Source organism: Campylobacter sp. RM16187 (assembly GCF_025319965.1).
In the GTDB taxonomy this organism is placed as follows: domain Bacteria; phylum Campylobacterota; class Campylobacteria; order Campylobacterales; family Campylobacteraceae; genus Campylobacter_A.
Genome location: NZ_CP012549.1, coordinates 1613012 through 1636652 on the forward strand (window position 1 = coordinate 1613012; position 23641 = coordinate 1636652).

General features: G+C 37.6%; 21 protein-coding genes. 7 read left to right on the forward strand and 14 right to left on the reverse strand.

Features of this window, described 5'->3' with window-relative positions; translation table 11 throughout:
- Positions 1-118 precede the first annotated feature (118 nt).
- The 8 genes from iadA to CDOMF_RS08635 form a co-directional block, all read right to left on the reverse strand.
- Positions 119-1258, reverse strand: a complete 1140-nt coding sequence (gene iadA, locus CDOMF_RS08600; RefSeq protein WP_260951574.1) for a beta-aspartyl-peptidase — start codon at positions 1256-1258, stop codon at positions 119-121.
- 79 nt (positions 1259-1337) lie between these two features.
- Positions 1338-2060 (reverse strand): tetratricopeptide repeat protein, encoded by a 723-nt coding sequence (locus CDOMF_RS08605; protein ID WP_260951575.1) that lies wholly within the window; start codon positions 2058-2060, stop codon positions 1338-1340.
- Positions 2061-2134: 74 nt separating this feature from the next.
- A complete protein-coding gene (locus CDOMF_RS08610) occupies positions 2135-2740 on the reverse strand; it encodes a tetratricopeptide repeat protein (RefSeq protein WP_260951576.1) in 606 nt (201 codons plus the stop codon).
- A 10-nt stretch (positions 2741-2750) separates the two neighbouring features.
- Complete coding sequence (locus tag CDOMF_RS08615; RefSeq protein ID WP_260951577.1) at positions 2751-2969, reverse strand: acetyltransferase; 219 nt, start codon at positions 2967-2969, stop codon at positions 2751-2753.
- A gap of 105 nt (positions 2970-3074) precedes the next feature.
- Positions 3075-3830, reverse strand: a complete 756-nt coding sequence (locus CDOMF_RS08620; protein ID WP_260951578.1) for a DUF4198 domain-containing protein — start codon at positions 3828-3830, stop codon at positions 3075-3077.
- 302 nt (positions 3831-4132) lie between these two features.
- The gene (gene pgeF / locus CDOMF_RS08625) at positions 4133-4837 is read right to left on the reverse strand and encodes a peptidoglycan editing factor PgeF (protein ID WP_260951579.1); all 705 of its coding nucleotides are present in this window, start codon (positions 4835-4837) and stop codon (positions 4133-4135) included.
- Positions 4824-5825, reverse strand: a complete 1002-nt coding sequence (locus CDOMF_RS08630) for a sensor histidine kinase (protein WP_260951580.1) — start codon at positions 5823-5825, stop codon at positions 4824-4826. Before CDOMF_RS08630 ends, pgeF begins: the two co-directional genes overlap by 14 nt.
- Positions 5819-6475: a response regulator transcription factor gene (locus CDOMF_RS08635; RefSeq protein ID WP_260951581.1), complete on the reverse strand. Its 657-nt coding sequence runs from the start codon at positions 6473-6475 to the stop codon at positions 5819-5821. The genes CDOMF_RS08630 and CDOMF_RS08635 overlap by 7 nt, the downstream gene beginning before the upstream one ends.
- Before the next feature lie 125 nt (positions 6476-6600).
- Between CDOMF_RS08635 and CDOMF_RS08640 the strand changes: the two genes are divergently transcribed.
- The 4 genes from CDOMF_RS08640 to pstB all read left to right on the forward strand — a co-directional run bounded on the left by CDOMF_RS08640 (position 6601) and on the right by pstB (position 10580).
- The gene (locus tag CDOMF_RS08640; protein ID WP_260951582.1) at positions 6601-7623 is read left to right on the forward strand and encodes a substrate-binding domain-containing protein; all 1023 of its coding nucleotides are present in this window, start codon (positions 6601-6603) and stop codon (positions 7621-7623) included.
- Between the two features lie 130 nt (positions 7624-7753).
- Positions 7754-8641, forward strand: coding sequence for a phosphate ABC transporter permease subunit PstC (pstC, locus tag CDOMF_RS08645; protein WP_260953166.1), 888 nt, complete (start codon positions 7754-7756; stop codon positions 8639-8641).
- Between the two features lie 9 nt (positions 8642-8650).
- A complete protein-coding gene (gene pstA / locus CDOMF_RS08650) occupies positions 8651-9811 on the forward strand; it encodes a phosphate ABC transporter permease PstA (protein ID WP_260951583.1) in 1161 nt (386 codons plus the stop codon).
- A 16-nt stretch (positions 9812-9827) separates the two neighbouring features.
- Entirely contained in the window at positions 9828-10580 is a 753-nt protein-coding gene (gene pstB, locus CDOMF_RS08655; RefSeq protein ID WP_260953172.1) for a phosphate ABC transporter ATP-binding protein PstB, read from the forward strand.
- A gap of 19 nt (positions 10581-10599) precedes the next feature.
- Here pstB and CDOMF_RS08660 read toward each other — a convergent pair whose 3' ends face one another.
- The 5 genes from CDOMF_RS08660 to CDOMF_RS08680 all read right to left on the reverse strand — a co-directional run bounded on the left by CDOMF_RS08660 (position 10600) and on the right by CDOMF_RS08680 (position 15391).
- Complete coding sequence (locus CDOMF_RS08660) at positions 10600-11208, reverse strand: riboflavin synthase (RefSeq protein ID WP_260951584.1); 609 nt, start codon at positions 11206-11208, stop codon at positions 10600-10602.
- A 65-nt stretch (positions 11209-11273) separates the two neighbouring features.
- Complete coding sequence (locus tag CDOMF_RS08665) at positions 11274-12839, reverse strand: disulfide bond formation protein B (protein WP_260951585.1); 1566 nt, start codon at positions 12837-12839, stop codon at positions 11274-11276.
- Between the two features lie 9 nt (positions 12840-12848).
- Positions 12849-13016: a dihydroneopterin aldolase gene (locus CDOMF_RS08670; RefSeq protein WP_169972802.1), complete on the reverse strand. Its 168-nt coding sequence runs from the start codon at positions 13014-13016 to the stop codon at positions 12849-12851.
- A 63-nt stretch (positions 13017-13079) separates the two neighbouring features.
- A complete protein-coding gene (locus tag CDOMF_RS08675) occupies positions 13080-14711 on the reverse strand; it encodes a sensor histidine kinase (RefSeq protein WP_260951586.1) in 1632 nt (543 codons plus the stop codon).
- Positions 14708-15391 (reverse strand): response regulator transcription factor, encoded by a 684-nt coding sequence (locus CDOMF_RS08680; protein WP_260951587.1) that lies wholly within the window; start codon positions 15389-15391, stop codon positions 14708-14710. The genes CDOMF_RS08675 and CDOMF_RS08680 overlap by 4 nt, the downstream gene beginning before the upstream one ends.
- 185 nt (positions 15392-15576) lie before the next feature.
- Here CDOMF_RS08680 and mnmG point away from each other — a divergent pair, with 185 nt between their 5' ends.
- The gene (gene mnmG / locus CDOMF_RS08685; protein ID WP_260953173.1) at positions 15577-17385 is read left to right on the forward strand and encodes a tRNA uridine-5-carboxymethylaminomethyl(34) synthesis enzyme MnmG; all 1809 of its coding nucleotides are present in this window, start codon (positions 15577-15579) and stop codon (positions 17383-17385) included.
- A gap of 46 nt (positions 17386-17431) precedes the next feature.
- Here the strand turns inward: mnmG and CDOMF_RS08690 are convergent, their stop codons facing one another.
- Positions 17432-19672 carry a nitric-oxide reductase large subunit gene (locus CDOMF_RS08690; protein WP_260951588.1) on the reverse strand — a complete coding sequence of 747 codons (2241 nt, stop codon included), beginning with the start codon at positions 19670-19672 and terminating at the stop codon, positions 17432-17434.
- 428 nt (positions 19673-20100) lie between these two features.
- Between CDOMF_RS08690 and CDOMF_RS08695 the strand changes: the two genes are divergently transcribed.
- Positions 20101-20994, forward strand: coding sequence for a hypothetical protein (locus CDOMF_RS08695; protein WP_260951589.1), 894 nt, complete (start codon positions 20101-20103; stop codon positions 20992-20994).
- 28 nt (positions 20995-21022) lie between these two features.
- Positions 21023-23617, forward strand: coding sequence for a Sec-dependent nitrous-oxide reductase (gene nosZ, locus CDOMF_RS08700; protein WP_260951590.1), 2595 nt, complete (start codon positions 21023-21025; stop codon positions 23615-23617).
- Positions 23618-23641 lie beyond the last annotated feature (24 nt).

Consider the following 23641-nt stretch of genomic DNA (forward strand, 5'->3'; position numbering starts at 1 on the left):
GCAACCAAATTTTAGGATTGGTGTGTGTGAATTGAAGCTTGGATTATACTGAAAAATTTATAAATTTAAACTAAATTTAATTTTTACACCAGCTAATCCAAGCCAAATTTATCCGAATTTATTCAAAAAATCCTTTTTTAACAAGCTCTTTATCTTTCACGCAAAACTCGCCTTTTGCGATTACATCTTGAACACTCATATCTTCATCAAAGCTTGTAAAGTCCGCATCAAATCCAACTTTTATCTCGCCCTTGCCCTCTAAATTTAAAAATTTGGCTACGTTTTTTCCCATCAGAGCAAAAGCCTGCGTATGGCTTAAAATTTTATTTTTGACCACATCTCTTAGCACATCTAAATTTGCGCTGCAACTTGCACATCCGTATCCTACCAGAGCGCCGCTTTCGTCAAATCTGGGCACACTTCCGTTTCCATCAGAACTCATCGTCATCATGTCTAGCTTTAAGCCCTTTTCGATACCGTAAGCGATAACTTCATGAAGCGGGGCAAACTGGCTTCCACCGCTTGTGATATCAAAAAATCCGCCCATCTTTTGAAGCTTCAAGCACTCATCAAAGAGATCCTTTGTCCTAGCACAATGTGTCGGAGAGAAGTACTGAACCGGAAATTCGCAGTCTTTTAGTATCCTAAACACCACATCAAGCTTGCTAGATAACCCACCCATGTGCATGTGCATCACGCCGCCCTTTTTGGATATCATGCCGCCTATTCTTATCTGAGTTAGAATTTTGATAAGCTCTTCGTCGGTCGGATAGCTGCTTCTGTTATCAGACATCGCGATTTTAACGCCTCTTACCTTGTCTATGACGACTAAGTCTTTAGTGATACTTCCCGTAAAAGTAACGGTCGGCGTAGCGTATGAGCCGGTGTGAATGAATGTCGAGATACCCTCAAATTCAAGCGCTTTTGCTTTGGAGTACAAATTTTCAAGACTTCTGGTGCAGCCGTCTGTTCCAAGCACTCCAACAACGGTTGTTATGCCATACTTTACTATCTCGCTTAGCTTGATTTCAGGCGTTCTTGAGTGGTAGCCGGCTTCACCGCCTCCGCCTGTGATGTGAACGTGTTGATCGATTAGCCCGGGAGCTAAAATTTTGCCTTTAAGGTCGTAAGTTTCAAGGTTTTCACAGCGAAAATCAAGCCTTTTGCCGATAGCTAAAATTTTGCCTCCGCCAACCAGCACATCGCTATCTCCGATATGCTCGGGAGCAAATAAATTTGCATTTTTAAGTAGTAGCATGCTCACTCCTTTAAATTTTAGATGTAGATTTTTTATTTTAGCAAATTTAAAGGAGTTTTAGCCTTTGAGTAAGATTAAATCAAAGCTTTCCAAGCTCCATAAACATCAAATTTTCGCAGCTTTGCTCATCGCCTAGATCGCAACCTTGCTTAAAAAACGCCTTAGCCTTATGCCTATCTTGCTTCATGTGCTCTTTGGTTTTTGAATTTGTATTTAGCGCACCCACGTTATAACAGCCCCTTGCGTGATGCATCTCGCAGGCTTTAGCGTGAAACTCTTCGGCTTTTTTGAAATTTAGCTCGATTCCATGACCTCTTACATAAGAGCGTGCAAGCTCGTAGCAGCCTTCAGGAGTGCCGTATTGGCAAGCTTTTTTAAAGAATTCGTTGCCTGCCTTTTTATCCTCTTTCATACCTTCGCCCTTGAAGTTAAAAACGCCTAAGTTAAAGCACGCCATGCCGTCATTGCCGTTGCAGGCTTTCGTTAGAAGCGGGATAGCCTTTGCATAATCCTTCAAATCGCTATAAACCATAGCAAGGTTATAGCAGCCATAGACATTATCGCCGTTGCAGGCTTTTTCATAGAGGCTTATAGCCTTTTGCATGTCGTATTTAACGCCTCTTTCGTTTTCGTGCATTGCACCAAGGTTGTAGCATCCTTGCATATCGCCCTCATCGCAGGCCTTCTCGTAAAGCTTTGCCGCTTCTTCGTATTTGCCATCCACATACGCATCATCAGCCTTGTTTAAAGTTGAGGCAAAAAGCGCTCCCGCGCAAATCATCATACAAATAATCTTTTTCAAATTTGTCCTTTTTGTGAAAATTTAAGGACGTGATATTAACAAATCATCTCTTTTTGCCGGATTAAATTTATCGTTTATTTTAGATTTTGAGCTTTATCACAGCTTGGCTTAGCCCCAAGAGCGCACGCTTTGTCGTGATAAAGAAGCGATTTTTGCATATCTTTTGGCGCACCCTCGCCTTTTTCATACATCTTTGCCGCCATAACGCAACTTGAAGCGGTTTTAAGCTCGCATGCACGCTCATAAAATTTAAGCGCCTGAGCATGATCCTTTGTAGCACCCCAACCGTAGTAGTGTAAATTCGCTAAGACGATGCAGCTATAAGGGATATCGGCGCCGCAAGCTTGCTTAGCAAATTTAGCCGCAAGCGCGAAGTCTTGCTTAACTCCTCTGCCCTCATAATAAGCGCTGCCAAGTCTATCGCAACCAAGCAAATTTCCGCCATCGCATGCCTTTGCGTAGAGATTAACCGCCTTTTCATACTCAAATTTACGCTTATCGTTTGAAAAATAAAAATTTCCAAGCATGACACAAGAGTCCAAAACTCCTTCGTCGCAGCTTTTAGTTAGCATTTTAGTTGCCGCTTTTTCATCTCCTATGCGAAAAAGTCTTTCCGCCTCTTCTAAAACAGCTGCAAAAAGCACGGTCGCAGCTAAAATCATCAAAATAAATTTTCTCATTATGCCTGCCCTACCTGCTTAGCTGCACTTCTTCTTCGATCTTCATCAAATTTGTAAAAATTTGCTCGATATTCTCGCGCTCGGTCTCATCTAGCGAAATTTGCTCGCAGTTTAAAAACTCTTTTACCAAAGCTTCGTTTTCAAGCCTCTCTACGCCAAATTTCTTGGCATTTTGAGTGATTTTTACTACTCTTAAGTCTTTATTAAGCGCAAACGCCTCGTATCCCATGTGCGATCCTTAAAATTTTTAAAGAGTTAAATTATAAAACAACAAAACTGAATTATCAAAAGAGATAAAAGAAGCGATCGGAACTAGTCCGATCGGTAATGAAGATTATTTATTTACTTTTATTACAAGGCTAGCGTCAAGCTCTTCTTTGTCGCATTTTTTAGGATCTGCGTAAGCTGTCTCGTGCTTGGCTTGAAATAGCCAATTTCCCTCTTTGATAGCGATAACTTCGATCACGCCTTGAAGGTCGGTCGTGCCAAAAAATGTATATTTACCCTCAGGAAATCCCTCGATCACGCCCGTAACCTTAGCCACTTTCGCAGGTTTGCCGTTAGCGAAAAATTGCAATTTAAACGGAGTATTGACCTTAATCTTCGTAACATCGCTTAGCGGCACGATCTCTACGATCTGACCTATCGGTTTATAGATGAAGTCCTCTACTTGATCGCCTTCTACGATTATGCTTTTAGCCGTTCTAGCGTAAAATCCGCAAGACTCGACGTTTTTTACATTCTCTTTATGTCCGTCTTGATGCCACTTTCCGTCTTTATCTTTTGACCAAAATGTAGGTTTATAGTCGCCCGCTAGCACATAAGAGCCTTTTTTGAGCTTTTCACCTTCATAGTGATAGTTTTCGCCGGCTTGCTTAAGAACGGTTTTAGCGCCTGCTTTATCCACGATATATAGCGGCTCAAATAGTCCTACGCGCTTATCTTCGATCTTTTCAGGCATAGGAAATCCGTGTCCATAACCGATATCTGCGCCAAATTTATCGGCATTTTTGCCCGTTACCCAAAAATCATGTGCAAAAGCACCGCTTAAAACGCCTGCTACGACTAAAGAAGTTAATATCTTCTTCATTACTATCTCCTTGTTAAAATTGATTGGTCGGGCGGATTATATCATAAGTGATAATTAAAGTCAAATTTTTATAGCCAAAAAAATTAAATAATAATTTTAAATTAAAAATACAAGAAAATTTAAGATAAAAAATGAATTTTTTAAGAAATAAAACGGATAAAAGTCCAAAAAATAGGAAATATAAACTTTTTTAAGACTTGCTTTTTTACTGCTTGAATTTTGCTAAATTCATATTTTACTTGATATTAAATCATATTTATTAATATTTACTTTATAACTTAATATAACTAAACTTAAAGAGATTATCTCATCATCATAAAGCCTGCAAATCTGCCCGTAGCGCCATCTCTGCGGTATGAAAAGTATCTATCATCACAATGCGTGCAAGCTTCATCAAATTTCACGTTTTGAACGCCAACCCTTGCGAATTCATCGGCTAAAGCTGCGTTTATATCAAATTTGCCGTTATTTTTATATCTGCTAAACTCGCCAAGATCAAGTTCGCCTATATCGTAGCAGCCGCCTTTGATATTTGGTCCAACAAATACCTTAAGATCCTGCGTCCTAGAGCTAAATTCACTTTTCATTTTATTAACTGCATTTGTGCAAATTTGCCCCACGACTCCGGCTCTTCCGGCGTGGATAGCGGCAATTACTCCCTTAACCTCATCGACAATCAAAATAGGCGAACAGTCAGCTACTAAAACGCAAAGCGCAACGCCTTTTAAATTTGTGATTATGCCATCACAAGGCGCTATCTCATCGTCTAAATTTCTAATTATCTCCACGCGACTTGAGTGAATTTGGCGCATAAATTTTAGATTTCTTGCCATTACACCAAGGCGCTTGGCTAAAATTTCTCTATTTTTAGCCACTTTTTTAGGCTCATCTCCAACATGATCGCCCAAATTTAAGCCCTCATAAGCTCCGCTGCTAACTCCTCCAAAACGAGTTGTGAAACCGCCGCAAAAACGCTCGTTATCAAGTATAAAATTAATTTGTTTCATCTGTTTGCGCGCCCTCGTCTAAATTTTTAACATAGCCAAAGCCAAACACCGATCCTTTGCCGACCTCGCTTGATATAAGCATTTCAAAGCCGTGAAGTCTTAAAATTTGTTTTGCGATATAAAGCCCTAAGCCAAAAGAGTTGGTTTTTATATTGCTTTTTGTTTTGAAATATTTTTTAGTAACTAGCTTTATATCTTTTTGTTCTATTCCTGCGCCGCTATCTCTTACAAAAACAGCCTCATTTGCAAAGTAAATTTCTATATCTTTTTGAGAGTATTTGAGCGCATTTTCAACGAAATTTACCAAAACTTGCTTTATAAGAGCCTCATCGGCACTTATATAAATCTCTTTTTTGAATACATTTATCGCCCTATTTGGATATTTTTCCAAAAGCTCGCTTTTAACTTCATTTACAAGTTTTAGCAGGCTAAAATTTGTGATGTTTAGCTCTAGGCTTTCGGTTGATTTTAAATTTAATCTATCTATCAGATTTACGATTTTTTGCGAGTTTCTGGTAATCTTTTCTATAAATTTATCTCTCATATCGCTGCTTAAATTTTTATCGTTTAAAAGCGTTTGAGATGAGGCTTGAATGATTGCGATAGGATTTTTAAACTCGTGAGAAATCGAGCTTAAAATGCCTTGGAGTTGAGTGTTTCTAAGTTTTATTTTGGCTGATTTTTTAATGGATTTTTTGCTCTTTTTTCTAAGCTCTTCTCTAAGCTCTTTTATCGTATCTTGGAGATTTTTACTCTCGCCAAAAAACATCTTATATTCATCTTGTTCAGAATTTGAATTTTTTAAATTTTCTATATTTACATTAAGTTTGCTAGTGTCTTTTTTGATCATAAAAAACAAAAATGCTACAAATAAAAAAGATATCAGAAATGCGCTTATGTAGATATTTTCAAGCAGTTTTAAAACAGTTATACAAAGCACAAAAAGCAAGCAAAATAAAAATACAAAATTTCTATTTTTAACTAGCATATCTTATATCCTTGAGCCCTAACCGAAACTATATAGTCGCTATTTCCAAGCTTTTGCCTAAGGCGTTTTATGGCGATATTTATCGTCTTTTCGCTTATCTCTTCGCCGTCCCAAATTTTATCCCAAAGATAATCTCTGCTTAAAACTATATTTTGATTTTTTATAAACTCTATAAGCAAATTCATCTCAAGCTTGCTTAAATTTATCTCGTTACCGGCTACAAAAACTTGCTTAGTTTCGCAATTTATAACTATATCTTTAAATTTGTATATCTTGCTTTCACCCTTTGTTCGCTTTAAAACAGCCTTAACTCTAACTATAAGATCATCCACATCAAAAGGCTTTGTGATATAGTCATCTCCGCCTGCTTCAAAACCCTCAAGCTTAGCCTCTTTGCTATCTTTTGCGCTAAGAAATATAACGGGCGTATTAAAGCCTTTGTTTCTAAGCTCTTTTACAAAAACAGCTCCCTCGGCATAGATTAAATTTCTATCCACTATCAAAAGATCAACACTCTCCTCTTCTAAAAATTGCTCGACCTTTGATACGCCGCTAAAGCCTACAACTTCAAATCCCGCCTTTTGCAAATGATACTCTAAAATATCCAAAAGGTCCTTTTCATCGTCGATCAAAGCTATCAGTGCAGACATGTTATCCCTTAAATTTTAAAAATCTTATATTACAAAATTTCAAAAAACAAATCAATCCAAAAATGTTTCTTAAAAGTTTCCAAAAAATTTTACACTTACGCTATCAAAATCAAAAAGGAGAAAAGATGAAAATTTCAAAGGCTTTAATCTTAACTTCGCTAATTTGCGGAGTAACCTTGGCAGATCAGATAAAGCTAGCCGGCAGCTCAACGGTATTTCCTTTTGCAAGTTATGTTGCGGAGGAATTTGCGGTTGTAAAAAATAAAAAGACCCCGATAGTAGAGAGTATCGGTACGGGCGGAGGCTTTAAGGTGTTTTGTTCGTCACAAGACAAAAACAGCATAGACATAGCAAACGCATCTCGTCCTATGAAAATGAGCGAGTTTGAAGAGTGTCTAAAAAACGGCATAGAGGATATCAGCGGATATATGATCGGATATGACGGGATCGTTTTTGCTATGGGTAAGCAAAACGGCGAACTAAATCTAAGCAAAGAACAAATTTTCCTAGCGCTTGCAAAAGAGGTTCCAATTGATGGCAAATTAGTAGCAAATCCGTATAAAAAATGGAGCGATATAGATAGCTCTCTTAGCTCTAAACCTATCGTTATATACGGACCTCCGACAACTTCGGGAACTAGAGATAGCTTTGAAGAGCAACTCATGCAAAAAGCCTCAAAAAGCTTTAAAGAGTATGGTGATAAGTCAGGAAAATACAGCCAAATTAGAGACGATGGAGTCTATATCCCATCAGGCGAAAACGACAACCTAATCATCGCAAAACTAGCCCAAAACAAAAACGCATTTGGAATTTTCGGATACGGCTTTTTAGCAGAAAACAAAGACAAAGTCGCAGCCGTAAAGATAGACGGTGTAGCACCGAATGAAAATAGCGTTAGCGACGGTAGCTACAAGCTTGCAAGAAGTCTTTATTTCTACGTTAAAAACCAAAACAGAGCAAAAAACAAAGAGATAAATGATTTTATAGATATGTTTATAAGCGAAGCGATGATAGGAGATGAAGGGGTGCTAAAAACCATCGGATTAATCCCTGCAGATAGCCAAACTTTTACAAAGATGAAGCAAAACGTAACAGAGCCTATTAGGCTTACTAAAGAGATGATAAAAAGCGGTGAAGTTATAAAATAAGGAGTTAAATTTGCTCTATATAGTTTTATTTTGCCTATCATTCGGCGTTTATTTTTTCTATAAACGCCAAAATACGGCACTAAATTTACAAAACCTAAGCCTAACAAACAAAAAAGTCGAGAGATTAGTTATCGCATTTTTATTTGTATCATCGCTCATTACGATACTAGCGACACTTATGATACTTGGCTCAATCATCTTTGAAGCACTTAAATTTTTTGAAAAAGAGAGCGTTTTTGGCTTCTTTTTTAGCTCTACTTGGGCACCGCATGATGCGTTTTTGGATAAAAAGGCTCACTTTGGATCGGTTGGGCTATTTTTCGGAACATTTTATATAAGTCTAATTGCGATTTTAACGGCAATTCCATTTGGGCTATTTAGCGCTCTTTATCTAAGCGAATATGCAAGCAGACGAGCCAGAAGATTTTTAAAGCCGATTTTGGAAATTTTAGCGGGGGTTCCGAGTGTGGTTTATGGATTTTTCGCGGCTATATTTGTGGCTCCTTTAATCGTAAAAATAGCTTCAAATTTCGGTATAAACGCATCTTACAACAACGCTTTAAGCGCGGGACTTATCATGGGAGTAATGATCATACCGATGATCTCAAGCCTTTGTGATGACGCGATATCGCTTGTGTCAAAGCGACTAAAAGAGGGGGCTTTAAGCCTTGGGCTAACAAAAGAAGAGAGCATTTGCTTTGTCGTGCTTCCTTCTGCGATGCCGGGCATCATAGGAGCGTGTCTTTTAGGGCTTTCAAGAGCCTTGGGTGAAACGATGATAGTCGTAATGGCGGCAAGTTTGAGGGTAAATTTAAGCCTAAATCCGCTTGAAGATATGACTACGGTTACAGTTAAAATAGTAGAGGTTTTAAGCGGGGATCAGGAGTTTGATAACTCGCTTACATTAAGCGCATTTGCTCTTGGTATTACGCTATTTGTGCTAACTTTTATCATAAATTTAATAGCCGTTTTAATTTCAAGAAATTTCCAAAGAAAATATAAAATTTCAAATCTTTAAAGGCGATATATGCAAAATCCGTTCATAGCAAAAGATGCGAAAGCAAGGAAGTTAAAAAGCAAAATTTTTAAAGGCTTATCAAAATTTTCATTTATATTTTGTATAGGCTTTTTACTACTTTTTTTATCGGTTCTTGTTAAAACCGCAATGCCTGAATTTACTAGACACTACGTAAAAATAGATATAACCGTCACCGAAAAACTGCTTCAAAATCCATACTCTTTGCCAAACGCAGAGAAAAAATACATATCTCGCGCTTGGCTTAGAAATTTACCGAATTTAATAAAACAAGATGATCTTAAAATAGGCGAAACCAAAAGCTACGAAGCAATCGCAAACGCCGATACGGATAGCTTTTTAAAGCATAATTTCACAAAATTCGGCGATGATGATAGAAAGGCTATATTTAAGCTAGTTGAAAAGGGCGTGATAGTAAGCAAATTTAATAGCGACTTTTTCACAAAAGGAGACTCTAAAATACCGGAAAACGCAGGCTTTGCGTCGGCGATAATAGGAAGCGCGCTAGCTATGACAGTGGCTATGGGACTTGCTTTTCCTATCGGAGTTGCGAGTGCAATTTATCTTGAAAAATTTGCAAAAGACAGCAAATTTACAAAATTTATCGAGATAAATATAAACAACCTAAACGCTGTTCCTTCTATCATATTTGGACTTTTGGGACTTGCCGTTTTTATAAATTTCTTCGGCATGCCAAGAAGCTCAACTCTAGTAGGAGGTCTTGTGCTAGCCGTAATGAGCCTACCGGTAGTCATAGTAAGCACAAGAAGCGCGCTTAAAATGGTGCCTGAGAGCATATCTCAAGCCGGATACGCACTTGGGCTTACAAAGCTTCAAGTGCTAAAAGATCACGTCTTACCAAACGCATTTAGCGGAATTTTAACCGGACTTATCATGGCTTTAGCAGGCGCTATCGGCGAAACCGCACCGCTTATAATAGTAGGCATGATAGCTTTTGTGCCTGAAATCGCTACAAACGTGCTAAATCCTTCAACCGTAATGCCGGCTCAAATTTACATGTGGTCCTCAAGTCCCGAGCGAATTTATGTAGAAAAAACAAGTGCGGCTATTTTAGTGCTTTTACTTACGACATTTACACTAAATTTAGCCGCCATCATTATAAGAAGCCAAATGCAAAACAATAAAAACTAAAAGGAAAAATATGAAAATAAAAGCAAAAAGCAAAAATTTAAACCTCTTTTACGGAGAAAAACAAGCTCTTAGAAACATAAATATGGATATTTATAATAAAAAAATCACCGCACTTATCGGACCTTCGGGATGCGGTAAATCGACATTTCTAAGGTGTTTTAACAGGATGAATGATTTAATAGAAAACGTTAAGATAACAGGAGAAGTTACCGTAGACGGTCATGATATATACTCAAAAAACGCCGATGAGATAGAGGTCAGAAAACGTATAGGAATGGTGTTTCAGCAGCCAAATCCGTTTTTAAAAAGCATATATGAAAACATCTCATACGCTCCGCTCGTGCATAAGATGGTAAAAAAGGGTAGCGAGTGCGATGAGCTGGTAGTTTATAGCCTAAAAAAAGCAGGACTGTTTGAAGAGGTCAAAGATAAGCTAAAAAGTCCCGCAACTTCGCTTAGCGGCGGTCAGCAGCAGCGCCTTTGTATAGCGCGAACCATAGCCATTAAGCCAGAGCTTATCTTGATGGATGAGCCAACAAGCGCGCTTGATCCGATATCGACAAAGACGATAGAAAAGCTTATGGTTGATCTGAGTGAAGATTTTAGCATAGTTGTCGTTACTCACAACATGCAACAAGCCATGAGAATAGCTGATTTTACGGGATTTTTCCATCTTGGAGATTTGGTTGAATTCGGCGAAACAAAGCAAATTTTTCATGACCCAAAAGAGAAAAAAACTAAGCAATACATCCACGGCAAATTCGGTTGAATTGTCGCCTCAACTGCCTCTAGTAAAGACTTGCGATATGATCTATCTCTTCCCAGCTCATCTGCTTTTTAAATCCAAGCTGGTGAGCCACGTAGCGCGCTAAAAGATCGCTTTCGATATTTACTCTTCGGCCCACTTTAAACTCGCTAAAAAGGCTCTCGCGAAACGTTATTGGAATGATCGTTAGGCGCACTCCGTTTGGTGTAACTTCATTTATCGTAAGGCTTACTCCATCCACACAGATACTGCCCTTATTTGCCATCAAGTGCATGATATCTCTCGGCAAATTTATATAAAAATCAACTCCGTTTTCATATCTAACTATCTTTGAAATTTCACCAAGCGCGTCGATATGTCCTTGCACCAAATGCCCGTCAACCCTATCGCTAAGCCTCATGGCAGGCTCCATATGAACCCGCCCTTTTAAATTTTCAGTCGCTATAACCGCTCTGGTTTCCGCGCTTAGCTCAACGCTAAATCCGTCGTTAAAAAGCTCTATCACGCTTAAGCAAGCGCCGTTTACCGCGATACTGTCGCCTAAATTTGGTCTATGTTTTGCCTTTAGTCTAAGCTTGTTTTGTGAGTAGCTAACAACCTCGCCTATCTCGCGAATAAGTCCGTTAAACATATTTCAGTCCTTAAAATTTCAAGGATTTTACTAAAATTCTACTCACAAACAAGTTAAATCAAATTTCAAAACGGCTTTTCTATTTCATATAATAAATTCTTTCCGTGTTCAAAACCAAGCACATATAGTTTATCTTTACTTACTGCAAGTGAATGAGGCTCTTTCATAAGCGGCATCTCATACACATCTTTAACCTCAAAGCTGTTTTTATCGATACTTAAAAGTGTGCTATACTCTCTACTATAAGCTAGAATTCTATCGCCATCAACAGCAGCACCCACAACGTAATAGTCTTTTAAATTTCTTTTTTCTTTAAGCTTTAAATCCTTAGAAGGTTTGATATAAGCTTCAGAGCTCATCTTTCTTTCGCTTATAAGAAATTTGCTGACAACGACATTTTTAACAACTCTATTTGCGGCACTTACTGTATACATAAATTTCTCATCGGCCCCAAAGGCTAAAGCGTAAGCCTGCTTAGCTCTTATAGTAGTTAAAAAAGGTCTTCCGTCTTTGGTATATCTATCCACATTCTTTTCAAAAAAGCTTCCGTAATCTCCGCTTGTCTCTAAAAACGTTCTATACTGAATAACTTCATCCATAGGCTTTTCAAGCTTTCTTAAACCGTAAGCCGTCTTGTTTTGCCCGATTACTAACAAATTTTCGCCGGTAAATGCAGTTGCGGTAGTGTGTCCTAAATTCCAGCTATTTTGATAATCAACTACCGCAAATTTGCTAGCCGTATTTAGATCTTTTGTAAAATAACTTCCGCCATAGTGCGAAGTAAAGGCGAATTCTTCATTTTTATTATCGTAAGATACGGCGGCTATCATCTTGCCTTTATTCATCTTAATACCAATCTCTTTAACGGATAAAATTTGAAGCTTTTTAGCTTCTTCAAAAGCTCCGCTTGCAAAGTTTTCGTTAAATTTCTTAGTATTAAAAATACCGTGTATATAAGGCTTTTCAGGATAATCCTTTTTTATACTAAAGCTCTTTAATCTATCCCAAATGTAAGTCTCCCAAGTCTTGCTTATCATAGGCAAATTCAGACTCATTCTATCGTTTGGCGCTTTGCCTCCGTATGGAGGAATTCCGTTGGTAAAAAACGCTTGAATGCCGTTTGAAATAACAAGAGCAAAAGAGACGTAAAATACAATTTTGCCAAATTTGCTAAAAGGCTTAATAACGCTTCTTTGCCCTGTAAAATCGGCATTTAGTTCTTCGCTTCTTTTTATAAACATTAAAAAAAGCGACATAACTATAACTACCGCCCAATAAACTATAGCAGCCCAAGTATAGGTTCTAATACCCATAATTTCAGCTCCAAGCCCCATATCCACATCAAGCTGAACGAAATTTCCAAGATGCCTTAGACCCATATGAATACCAAAGGCTGCTATCAAAAACACGGACATAACGTATTTTAGTCTAGGTCCGTATCTAAGGATAAAAAAGCCAAGAAGTCCGACTAAAATCATACCCATACGCTCCCACCAACAAAGCGCGCAAGGGCTTTCTCTTACGACATATCCGAGCCAAACATTAGCTATTCCGACAGGAATAACCAAAATAAGCATGATCGCCGTAGCCATTACTAGATTGAAATTCTTTTCGTTTAGACAACTATTCATCATATCCTCCTAGTAGTTTCCGTTGCCAAAGATGGAGCCAAAGGTGGTAACAAACCACATTCCTACAAGGATAAAAGTAGCCGCCCCAAACATTCCAAAAGCAAGCTTCTCTCGCTCAGGCTTAAACATCAGCAGATACATGCAAATAGTAATAATAACAAGTGTTAAAAACTCCACTACGTCCTCCTTGAAATCAAATTTCAAAAATTATAATTGGAATTAGGGAGAAAATAGGGAGATTTAAGAGGTTTTAGGCAAAATTATCTCAAATATTGCACCGCCGTCTAAATTTCCAGCGGTTAAAGTGCCGCCAAATCGCTCTTCTATAATTGTTTTACTCATATAAAGTCCTATTCCGGTGCCTATTTTATTGTCTTTGGTGCTAAAATAAGGCTCATAAATTTTATCTATCGGTTCAACCTTAATGCCTCCTGCGTTATCTTTTACACTCACTTTTACAAATTTTTCATCTTCATAAATGCTAATAGTTATAATTCCATCTACCACGCTATTTTGCAAGATAGCATCCTTGGCGTTAGTGATAAGATTTAAGACTACTTGAGAAAACTCCCCGGCATAGCCTAAAATTTCAAAATTTGACCTATACTCTCTTTTGATATCTATTGACTTTGAGCTTAAAAGCGCACTTACAAGATTTATAGTCTTATCGCACTCTTCTTTGATACTAAAAACTCTTTTTTCACTCTCTTTTGCAAAAAATAGCTTAAAATCAGTGATTGTTTTTGACATAAAATCAATTATCTGTGAAGACCTGCTCAAATTTTCTCTCAAATCCTCTCTTTTAATCTCGCTCACGTCATTCATAAGATCAAGCTTTGTGATGATTGCAGAAAGTGCGCTTAGAGGCTGCTTCCACTGATGAGAGATATTTGAGAGCATCTCACCCATACTTGCTAAGCGGTTTTGATGTATCATAACTCGCTCTTTTTGTATGATCTGCTCGGTTTGGGTTTTTACCTCGTTTTTTAAATTTTCATTTGCAAAGGCTAAACTGCACTCGCTTATCTCAAGCCTTTTAATCAAAACGTTAAAAGCGTAATTAAGTATCAAAAAAGCACTCACAAACATAATAAACCCAACGCCAACAGTTACGTAAAAAGCCTTTTTTATATCTTTATTTAGTGCTGACATATCCTCAAAAACTACGATATATCCGCTTTTGCTATCCAAAAAATCTATATTAAATTTATGCATCAAAGTAAGTTTATCTTCAAACATATATAAATTTTCAAAAGATAAAAACGGATTTGACACTCTATCAAGTATGCCTATTTTAGCCTTCTTAAAACTATTAAGCTCGGAATCAAGAACAAATTTAGCCTTGATATAACCCTCTTTTTCGATAAGATCCAAAAAATGCCTTGCGTCAAAAATAAAAACAAGATATCCATCCTCATTTTTTGTAGAGCTTATAAACAAAACCTCATCTTTATATAGATAAAATCCATCATTCCATCCCTTTATCATAGGCCAATTTATACTATCGTTCATCTTTGTTACGAGATTAAAATTATTATCAAAAAACGCCATCTGTTTTAGAAAAATATTCTCTTTGGACAAAATTTTATACCTACCTAAACTAAGCGCGTAAAGCTCATTTGAAAGAGAATTTCTCAAGGCATGCCTAACACCTGTAGAGTTGAAATTGGCTTCGGCTCTATTATGTAAAAACTCATTAAGGCTAGATATGTTGCGCTTGATTAGATTTTGAAGTCTAAAATTTGTAGTTTGTATGTTATTTTGACTTATGCTCTTCATGTTTTCATAACGAAGATATGAAAATACCGATAAAAACATCATAAAAATAACCAAAACAACGCTTAGTGTTTTAATTTTTATAGATAGCTTCACTTAAGTATATACCCTAGCCCGAAAGAGTTTTCAAGAGCTAGAAATTCACATTTTTTCCTTAGCTCTTTAATTATAGCTTTTAAGCTGTCTTTGCTACCCTTATCATACTCGTAAACCGCATTTAAAATTTCATCAAATTGACAAACTCTGCCTCTATTTTCAAGCATAAACTTAAGCAGTAAAAACTCTTTTTTAGTAAGCTTTATGTCTAAATTTTGCTCGCTTTGTATAGTCATATTTTCAAGCGATAGAGTGTGGATTTCATCTATTTTTATATCTTTTGGACTAAATTTTTTAGCACAACTTTCAAGCATAGATATAAAATTTTGTTTATTAAAAGGCTTTACTAAAAATTTTGTTATATTTAGCTCTACAGCCCTTAAAAGAGTGCTTTTATCATCAAAAGCGGTAAGCATAACGGCAACGGTATCTTTATCGTTTTTTCTTATAGCTTTAAGCGCTTCCAGTCCGTCTAAAACAGGCATAGATACGTCAAGCAACAAAATATCGGGGGCTTTTTCTTTATAAATTTCTAAAACCTCTTTCCCGTTTTTTGCATAAAAAACCTCTTTAAAAAACATATTCAAAAGAACTATAACCTCGTTTGCGACACTTGGCTCATCTTCTGCATATAAAACGCTTTTTGATTTTAAAATTTCTAGCACTAAATTTAACTCCAAAAATTTGACAGATATTAAAAAACTAATAAATTTTTATAAAATTATAACTAAAATTTTATACAATCTTAATCAGCTGTCCTTTATAAGTTTTTAGTTAAAATCCCCCTTATTTTTAAAAGGCAAATTTAGTGGATAATTATGATGTAGTCGTAGTCGGCGGCGGTCATGCGGGCATTGAAGCGTGTATGGCGGCTGCAAAAATGGGCAAAAAAACACTTCTTATAACAATTTTAGCAGAGCAAATCGGTGCAGCAAGCTGTAATCCCGCAATCGGCGGACTGGCAAAAGGCCATCTTGTAAAAGAGATAGACGCACTAGGCGGAGCTATGGGGCTTGCAACGGACGCTACGGGAATTCAGTTTCGCGTGTTAAATGAGAGCAAGGGCCCTGCGGTTCGTGGCTCAAGAGCGCAGATCGATATGGATAGATACCGTGTGTATATGCGAAATTTGCTCTTAAATACGCCGAATTTAGAAATTTCTCAAGAGATAGCAACCGAAATTTTAACTAATAACGGCGAGATAACAGGCGTAAAAACTCACCTTGATAACACCTATCACACCAAAAAGCTCATAATCACAACGGGAACTTTTTTAAACGGGCTTATTCACGTGGGATTTAACAAGCTTGAAGCAGGTCGCGTTGGCGAGCTAAGCTCTACAAATTTAAGCTCAAGTCTTGCAAGCTTAGGGCTTAAAATGGGCAGACTAAAAACGGGAACTTGTCCAAGGATAGATGCTAAGACGATTGATTTTAGCGTGCTTGAAAAGCAAGGCGGGGATGAAAATCCAAAGCCGTTTAGCTTTAGAACCGAAAATTTTAACCCTACTCAGCTGCCTTGCTACATCGCTTATACAAACGACATCACACACGAAACTATCCGCTCAAATTTCGACAAAGCACCGCTTTTTACGGGACAGATTGAAGGGGTTGGGCCAAGATACTGCCCAAGCATAGAGGATAAGATAAATCGCTTTGCCGATAAAGAGCGCCACCATCTTTTCATAGAGCCTCAAACACTTGAAGCGACCGAATACTACATCAACGGCTTTTCAACGAGCCTTCCTTACGAGGTGCAAGTTAAGATGCTGCGCTCCGTAAAAGGCTTTGAAAAAGCTCGCATAGTTCGCCACGGATATGCTATCGAATACGACTACGTCGAGCCTACCGAGCTAAAACACAGCTTAGAGACCAAAAAGATAAAGGGGCTTTACTTAGCAGGTCAGATAAACGGCACTACAGGCTATGAAGAGGCAGGCGCGCAAGGGCTAATGGCAGGCATAAACGCTGTTTTAAGCTTAGAAGAAAAAGAGCCTTTGGTATTGCGCCGCGATGAAGCGTATATCGGCGTAATGATAGATGATCTGGTTACAAAAGGTACAAAAGAGCCTTATAGAATGTTTACAAGCCGCGCCGAATACCGCTTGCTTTTGCGCGAGGATAACGCAATCTTAAGACTTGGTTCTTACGGGCGCGAGCTTGGTCTAATAGACGAAAAAACCTATGAAAAGATAGAAAACATAAAGACAAATTTGGCTAACGGACTTGAAATTTTAGAGAGTCGCGAACTAACTCCGTCAAAAGAAAATTTAGCCATGCTTGCAAGCTTAGATGAAGATATCATCAGCGAAAAAATAACGCTTCAAAAGATAGTTGCCAGAAAGAGCTTTACCGAAGAAAAGCTGCGAAAACTAGATGAATTTTTTGAGAATTTAGACGAAGCTAGCTTGGAGCAAATTTTGATCGAGTGCAAATACAAGCACTACATAAACGAGCAAAAAAATCAGATCGACAAGATGAAAGATATGATGAGCGTTAAAATCCCTGAAGGCTTTAGCTTCCGCGGTATCAGCGGACTTAGTAATGAGGTAGTCGAGAAGCTTGAGAAATTTGCGCCGCCTACTCTCTTTGCAGCAAGTGAAATTTCAGGCATTACGCCGGCAGCTATCGACATCTTACATATCTATATTAGGCAATTTAGTAAAAAACAATAAATATCAAATTTTATAACCGACCCCATTTTAGAGGTCGGTTTTAATTTTAAGCCTTAAGCGCAGGCTTACCAAATATAAATTTACAAATTTGTATAAAGAAGCAAATTCCGCCCACTATAAATATCGTGTCGCCTATCATCCTTATCCATCTTAGCATTTGAAGGTGTTCGCTTTGCAAAAACTCAGCGCTTCTTGCATACCACATACCCACTTCAAGACTTGCTACGGCTTGATAAATTCCTATAGGCAAAAGCGAGGTTAAGATCATGAGCATAAGTCCCCAGTTTAGTGACCAAAATCCAACCTTCATAAGAGTATCGTTAAACTCTTTATCCTTATAGATATAAATAGCGGCCAGCCAAATAAAGCCAAGCGCTAAAAATCCATACACGCCAAATAGCGCCGCATGTGCGTGAACAGGAGTTGTATTTAGCCCTTGGATATAAAATAAAGCTATCGGAGGATTTATCAAAAATCCAAATACGCCCGCACCTAGCATATTCCAAAACGCAACGGCGATAAAGCAGTAAAGCGGCCATTTAAGCGTCTTTGCCCATGTTTGAGCAAACTGCATCCTATAGTGCTGGAAAGCCTCATATCCAAGCAGCACCAAAGGCACTACCTCAAGAGCCGAAAAGCTAGCTCCAACAGCCATTATAGGCGTCGTAGTTCCTGAAAAATACAAGTGGTGGAAAGTTCCCGGAATTCCTCCTATCATAAATATACTCGCACTTGCAAGCGTTGCAAATGTAGCCATTTTCTTTGAAGCAAGCCCAAGACTAACAAAGACAAAAGCTAACGAAGCCGTAGCAAATACCTCGAAAAATCCTTCAACCCAAAGATGAACCACCCACCAGCGCCAGTACTCCATAACAGGAATCGGGCTTCTTTGACCGTAAAATAGCCCCGCTCCGTAAAACAACCCTACGGCTATGGCAGAAGCTGCAAATATAGCGAGTAAATTTTTATCTCCGCCGGCTTTAAATCCGCCCACAAAGCCGCGAAGCAAAAGCACCATCCATATAACAAGTCCTACAAAGAGAATTATCTGCCAAATTCTTCCAAGCTCTATAAATTCATACCCTTGATGCCCAAGCCAGAAGCTTAAATTTATAGGCATTATGTTTGCGATAGCTAGATATTGTCCCGCAAAACTGCCTACAACCAAGAATAAAAGTGCGTAAAATAAAAGATCAACGCCTAGTTTTTGGTATTTAGGATCTTTTCCTCCGTTTATGATAGGAGCTAAGAATAATCCCGCAGCCAAAAATCCCGTAGCTATCCAAAAGATACTAGCTTGTATATGCCAAGTTCTAGCTAGCGAGTAAGGGATGTATTGAGATACGTCAATACCGTAAAATTCCTGCCCTTCGACCGTATAGTGAGCCACAAATCCGCCCATCATAAACTGAAATACAAAGAGCGCCACCGCGACAAAGAGATATTTCGGAAGCGCTTTTTGAGAAGGGGTTAGCTCAAGCTTTTTAAGCGGATCTTGAGTGATGGCTTCAAGCTTTTCATCCTCTTTAGCTCCGTAAAAAGATGAAAACCACACCAAAAATCCGATACCGGCTAGCAATATAACAAAACTTGCAACCGACCAGAATATATTTTCACTGCTTGGAACATTATCTATCAAAGGCTCATGCGGCCAGTTGTTCGTATATGTCACATCGCTATTTGGGCGATTTGTAGCCGTCGCCCAAGCCGTCCAAAAGAAGAAGTCGTTTAGCTCTTTGCGATTTTGCAGGGCCGGAAGCGTATTTGTCTTCATCGCGTAAGCTTCTCTTAGCTTATCAAATTTAGGATCATCTCCAAAAAGAGATAGATACTCCTGCCTTACCGTATCTATGGCTTTAATCCTATCTTTACTTAAAACTATAGTATCGTTTTTAACAGTATTTGTGCGATACTCTTTTTTAAGCATTACCTTAAGCTCCGCCTTTTTCTCATCGCTTAGCTCGTCATATTTTTTGTTGTAGAGCTTATTTGCCTTTATGTCCAAAAACGCCACAAGCTCTTTATGCAGCCAATCCGCACTCCAATCAGGCGCCTGATAAGCCCCATGCCCCCAAACTGAGCCAAGCTGCATACCTCCTATGCTCTGCCACGCCTCTTGACCCTTATAGATACTCTCCTCCTCTATAAACACCTTTCCTTCATCATCTACGAAGCTAACTATGGGTGGTGATTGTCTATAAACCTCCACTCCATAGTAGCCTAAAATGCCAAAGGCAAAGATCAAAACGCCGATCAGCGCTAACCAATACTTTTTGTATTCGCCCATACTTGCTCCTTTATAATAAAATAAGAGTAAGTTTATCTGATTAAAAAATTTGAGACGATGATATACATCAACAAAAAAGATATTTTTTATCCTATTTAAATGCAATAAATTAAATTTAAAACAGAAATACAATATTAAAAAATATTATAATAAATTATTTTATCTAATCTGTTATTTTAGGGTGAAACAAAAGTTACGCCTATTATGAAATATACAAAATACCCACAAAATCAAGTTTATGAACAGATTAGACATATTTCCTATTTAAAATAAAATAAAAATATTTTTAAAAAGTAATATAAAGATTAATTATATTTTAGTTTATCTATATAATTGATTAAAATCAATGTATTTTTTAAATTATGTAGCTATGATTATCAAAGCAAAATATATAATATTAAATAAATTAATAATTAAGCGGTATTTTTATGAGATATATTATTTTAATATTATTAAACTGCACTTTTGCGCTCTCTGTCGGAATAGATATAAATTTTAAAGATGTTTATTTTAATTCTTACGCATATAGTGAGAGTAGTAGAAATTTAGCGGTTTTTGACACAACAAATACTCTAAGTATCGTCAATTTAGATGAAAAAAGAGTTATAAGTAGCATAAAAACGGACTTTAATAAGATAACCGCATTGTATTTTGAAGATCAAGTATTGTATGCGGGATTTGAGGATGGTTATATAGTTAAATTTGATGATAGGTTTTCATCGTATAGTGAAGTTATCAAATCTAGCAATATAAAACCAAAAAACACTATAACAAATTTACATATAGCAAATAAGCTATTGTATGCGATAAGTAACAAGAACGAATTTATAATTTACGATATGGAGCGCAATATTTTGCAAATATTAGATGATCTAAAGAAATTATCAAAAGTCACAACTTTAGAAATTGCAAACAACTTTGCCTATATAGCTTGCTGGGATAGAAGCGTGTATAAACTAAATTTAAAGGACAAAACACTGCAAGAATTATCAAAGCTTCCTGCAAGGGCGTTATCTTCCAAACTTATTAAAGACAAAAACTCTTTGCTTTTAGGGCTAGAAGACGGTAGCGTGCTTGATTTAAACGATAACAAGCTACATAAAATTTCTAAAAAACAGATTGACAGCATAGCTTTAGAAAAAGACAAAATATACTTTGGGGACGGAGAAGGCTCAATCATCCAAAGCGACACAAATTTTAAAATCGAACAAAAATTTAAACTTTTTAACGATAGAGTCAGAGCTTTATTTTTTGATAAAGATTCTGGAATTTTTGGCCTATCTTGGGATGGGCGCATTAAAACTATAAGCAATAAAAAATAAATTTCAAATTTCAAGAAAGGAGTGCAATATGCAAAAAATTTTAAAATCAAGCATTATAACGATTGCCGGACTTAGCATGGCTACTAGTTGTATGTTTGGCGCAAATGATTTGCAAAGCATTATGAAAGAACGTAATCTTAGCGAAAAAGACGTTCTTTCAGCAGCTAAAACTTACCAACCGAGCGGAAGAAAGGACGAATATATCGTATTTTCTTCCGGTGGCCAATCCGGCCAAGTGCTAGTTTATGGAGTTCCTTCAATGAGGATCTATAAATATATAGGTGTTTTCACGCCTGAGCCTTGGCAAGGATATGGCTATGATGAAGAGTCTAAAAAAGTTTTAGCCGGTGGAATGATGCGTGGTAAACAGATAACATGGGGCGATACTCACCACCCTGCTTTGACCGAGAAGAACGGAGAATACGTTGGAGACTATCTCTTTATAAACGATAAGGCAAATCCAAGAATAGCTGTTATAAATTTGCACGACTTTGAAACGACTCAAATCGTAGTAAATCCGGTAATTAAAAGCGAGCACGGAGGCAGCTTCGTTACTCCAAATACCGAATACGTAATAGAAGCTAGCCAATATGCGGCTCCGTTTGACAATGAATACCATCCGATAGAGGAATACGAATCTGTATACCGAGGAGCGGTTACGTTCTGGAAGTTTGATTATCCAAAAGGCAAGATAGATGAAAAAGCCTCTTTTACTCTTGAGCTTCCTCCTTATATGCAAGATCTAAGCGATGCCGGCAAGGGCGAATCTATGGGCTGGGGCTTTACAAATAGCTTTAACTCAGAGATGTATACAGGCGGTATTGAAAAAGGACTTCCTCCTTTTGAAGCGGGAATGAGTAGAAACGATACCGACTATCTTCACGTATATAACTGGCAAATTTTAGAAAAGCTGGTTCAAGATGAGAAGAATTATAAAGTTATAAATAATCACAGAGTTGTTCCTATTGAAGTAGCAGTTAAAAACAATGCCCTATTTTTAATTCCTGAGCCAAAATCTCCTCACGGAGTTGACGTAAGCCCTGACGGAAGATATATTATCATAGGCGGAAAGCTTGATACGCACGCTTCTGTTTATGATTTTAGAAAGATCAAAGAGCTAATCGATAAAAAAGAGTATGCCGGAACCGATCCTTTTGGAATACCTATTTTAGACATGAAAAAGAGTCTTCACGGACAAGTTGAGCTTGGCCTTGGACCACTCCATAACTCTTATGATGAAAAAGACGGAATTGTATATACATCACTTTACGTTGATTCACAAATTGTCAAATGGGATTATAAAAATTTAAAAGCATTAGACAGAGTAAATGTCCATTATAATATAGGACACCTTGATACCATGGAAGGTAAGTCATCTAAGCCAAAAGGCAAATACGCCATAGCGCTTGATAAGCTTTCAATTGATAGATTTAACCCTGTAGGACCTCTTCATCCTCAAAACCACCAGCTTATAGATATAACCGGTGCTAAAATGGAGTTAATCTACGATATGCCAATTCCTCTTGGCGAACCTCACGATGTTGTTTCAATTGCAGCAAGCAAACTAAAACCTGCTATGACTTATAAAATGGGTACAAACACCAGAACAGGAGAGCAGCACGAGGCTATGACTTTAGCCGGACAAGAAAGAGTTGAGCGCAACGGAAAAGATGTAAAAGTATATGCAACAATGGTAAGAAGCCATATAAATCCCGAACACATAGAAGTAAATAAAGGAGATAATGTAACTATTTACCTAACAAACCTAGAGCGTGCTCAAGACGAAACACACGGATTTGCTGTTGATATGTACAACGTTCATGCTTCAGTCGAGCCCGGCAAAACCGCCAGCGTAAGCTTTGTGGCCGATCAAGAAGGTGTATTTCCTTATTACTGCACCGAATTTTGTTCAGCGCTTCACTTAGAGATGATGGGCTATTTGTATGTCAAAGATCCAAATAAAAAATATGAGTCCGTAAAGGCAAGCAAGCTAAAAACTTTAAGCCCTGAAGCTCTTAAGGCGGAGTATGACAAAGTTATAGCGACAAACAAGGCTACAGACGATGTTATACAAAGCGTTGTTAAATACTTACAAGATAAGAAATACGAGAGATTCCCTGAGGTTAAACAGCTTGTAGAAGACGCGCTTGATCAGTACTCAAAGATCAAAGATGTTAAAGCAAAAGCCGATGAATCATACAAAAAAGGCGATGTAAATAACGCTATTTTATGGGAATATCAAGTATGGCAATACATGGTGAAAACAGCAGACGTTGGCTTAAGAGCGAAAAATAACCTTACAAAAGCACTTGCCACTCCAATGAGTCCTGCTGCTGCACGAGGTGAAGAGGCTTATTTAAAAGGTGGTTGTAACGGTTGCCACGTAATAGGCCAAGTAAGCTCAGGTCCTGACCTAACAGGCGTGCTACTAAGACATGAAAACGGCGAAAAATGGGTATTTGACTTCATCAAAGATCCGGCAAAATTCTATGAGGATGAATACATTAAATCGATGATTAACTTTTTCAATCTTAGAATGCCTAATCAGCATATGGCCGATCCTGAGATAAAAGATATCATCGAATACCTCAAATGGATAGATGAAAACGCGGCTATAAATTAATCCTTTAGAGCTCTTTTTTAAGAG

What these genes read in the sequence shown, in the direction of transcription:
- iadA (WP_260951574.1), bottom strand. Translation starts at nt 1,258, where the DNA reads ATGCTACTACTTAAAAATGCAAATTTATTTGCTCCCGAGCATATCGGA.
- CDOMF_RS08610 (WP_260951576.1), bottom strand. Translation starts at nt 2,740, where the DNA reads ATGAGAAAATTTATTTTGATGATTTTAGCTGCGACCGTGCTTTTTGCA.
- CDOMF_RS08615 (WP_260951577.1), bottom strand. Translation starts at nt 2,969, where the DNA reads ATGGGATACGAGGCGTTTGCGCTTAATAAAGACTTAAGAGTAGTAAAA.
- CDOMF_RS08620 (WP_260951578.1), bottom strand. Translation starts at nt 3,830, where the DNA reads ATGAAGAAGATATTAACTTCTTTAGTCGTAGCAGGCGTTTTAAGCGGT.
- pgeF (WP_260951579.1), bottom strand. Translation starts at nt 4,837, where the DNA reads ATGAAACAAATTAATTTTATACTTGATAACGAGCGTTTTTGCGGCGGT.
- CDOMF_RS08630 (WP_260951580.1), bottom strand. Translation starts at nt 5,825, where the DNA reads ATGCTAGTTAAAAATAGAAATTTTGTATTTTTATTTTGCTTGCTTTTT.
- CDOMF_RS08635 (WP_260951581.1), bottom strand. Translation starts at nt 6,475, where the DNA reads ATGTCTGCACTGATAGCTTTGATCGACGATGAAAAGGACCTTTTGGAT.
- CDOMF_RS08640 (WP_260951582.1), top strand. Translation starts at nt 6,601, where the DNA reads ATGAAAATTTCAAAGGCTTTAATCTTAACTTCGCTAATTTGCGGAGTA.
- pstA (WP_260951583.1), top strand. Translation starts at nt 8,651, where the DNA reads ATGCAAAATCCGTTCATAGCAAAAGATGCGAAAGCAAGGAAGTTAAAA.
- CDOMF_RS08660 (WP_260951584.1), bottom strand. Translation starts at nt 11,208, where the DNA reads ATGTTTAACGGACTTATTCGCGAGATAGGCGAGGTTGTTAGCTACTCA.
- CDOMF_RS08665 (WP_260951585.1), bottom strand. Translation starts at nt 12,839, where the DNA reads ATGAATAGTTGTCTAAACGAAAAGAATTTCAATCTAGTAATGGCTACG.
- mnmG (WP_260953173.1), top strand. Translation starts at nt 15,577, where the DNA reads ATGGCGGCTGCAAAAATGGGCAAAAAAACACTTCTTATAACAATTTTA.
- CDOMF_RS08690 (WP_260951588.1), bottom strand. Translation starts at nt 19,672, where the DNA reads ATGGGCGAATACAAAAAGTATTGGTTAGCGCTGATCGGCGTTTTGATC.
- CDOMF_RS08695 (WP_260951589.1), top strand. Translation starts at nt 20,101, where the DNA reads ATGAGATATATTATTTTAATATTATTAAACTGCACTTTTGCGCTCTCT.
- nosZ (WP_260951590.1), top strand. Translation starts at nt 21,023, where the DNA reads ATGCAAAAAATTTTAAAATCAAGCATTATAACGATTGCCGGACTTAGC.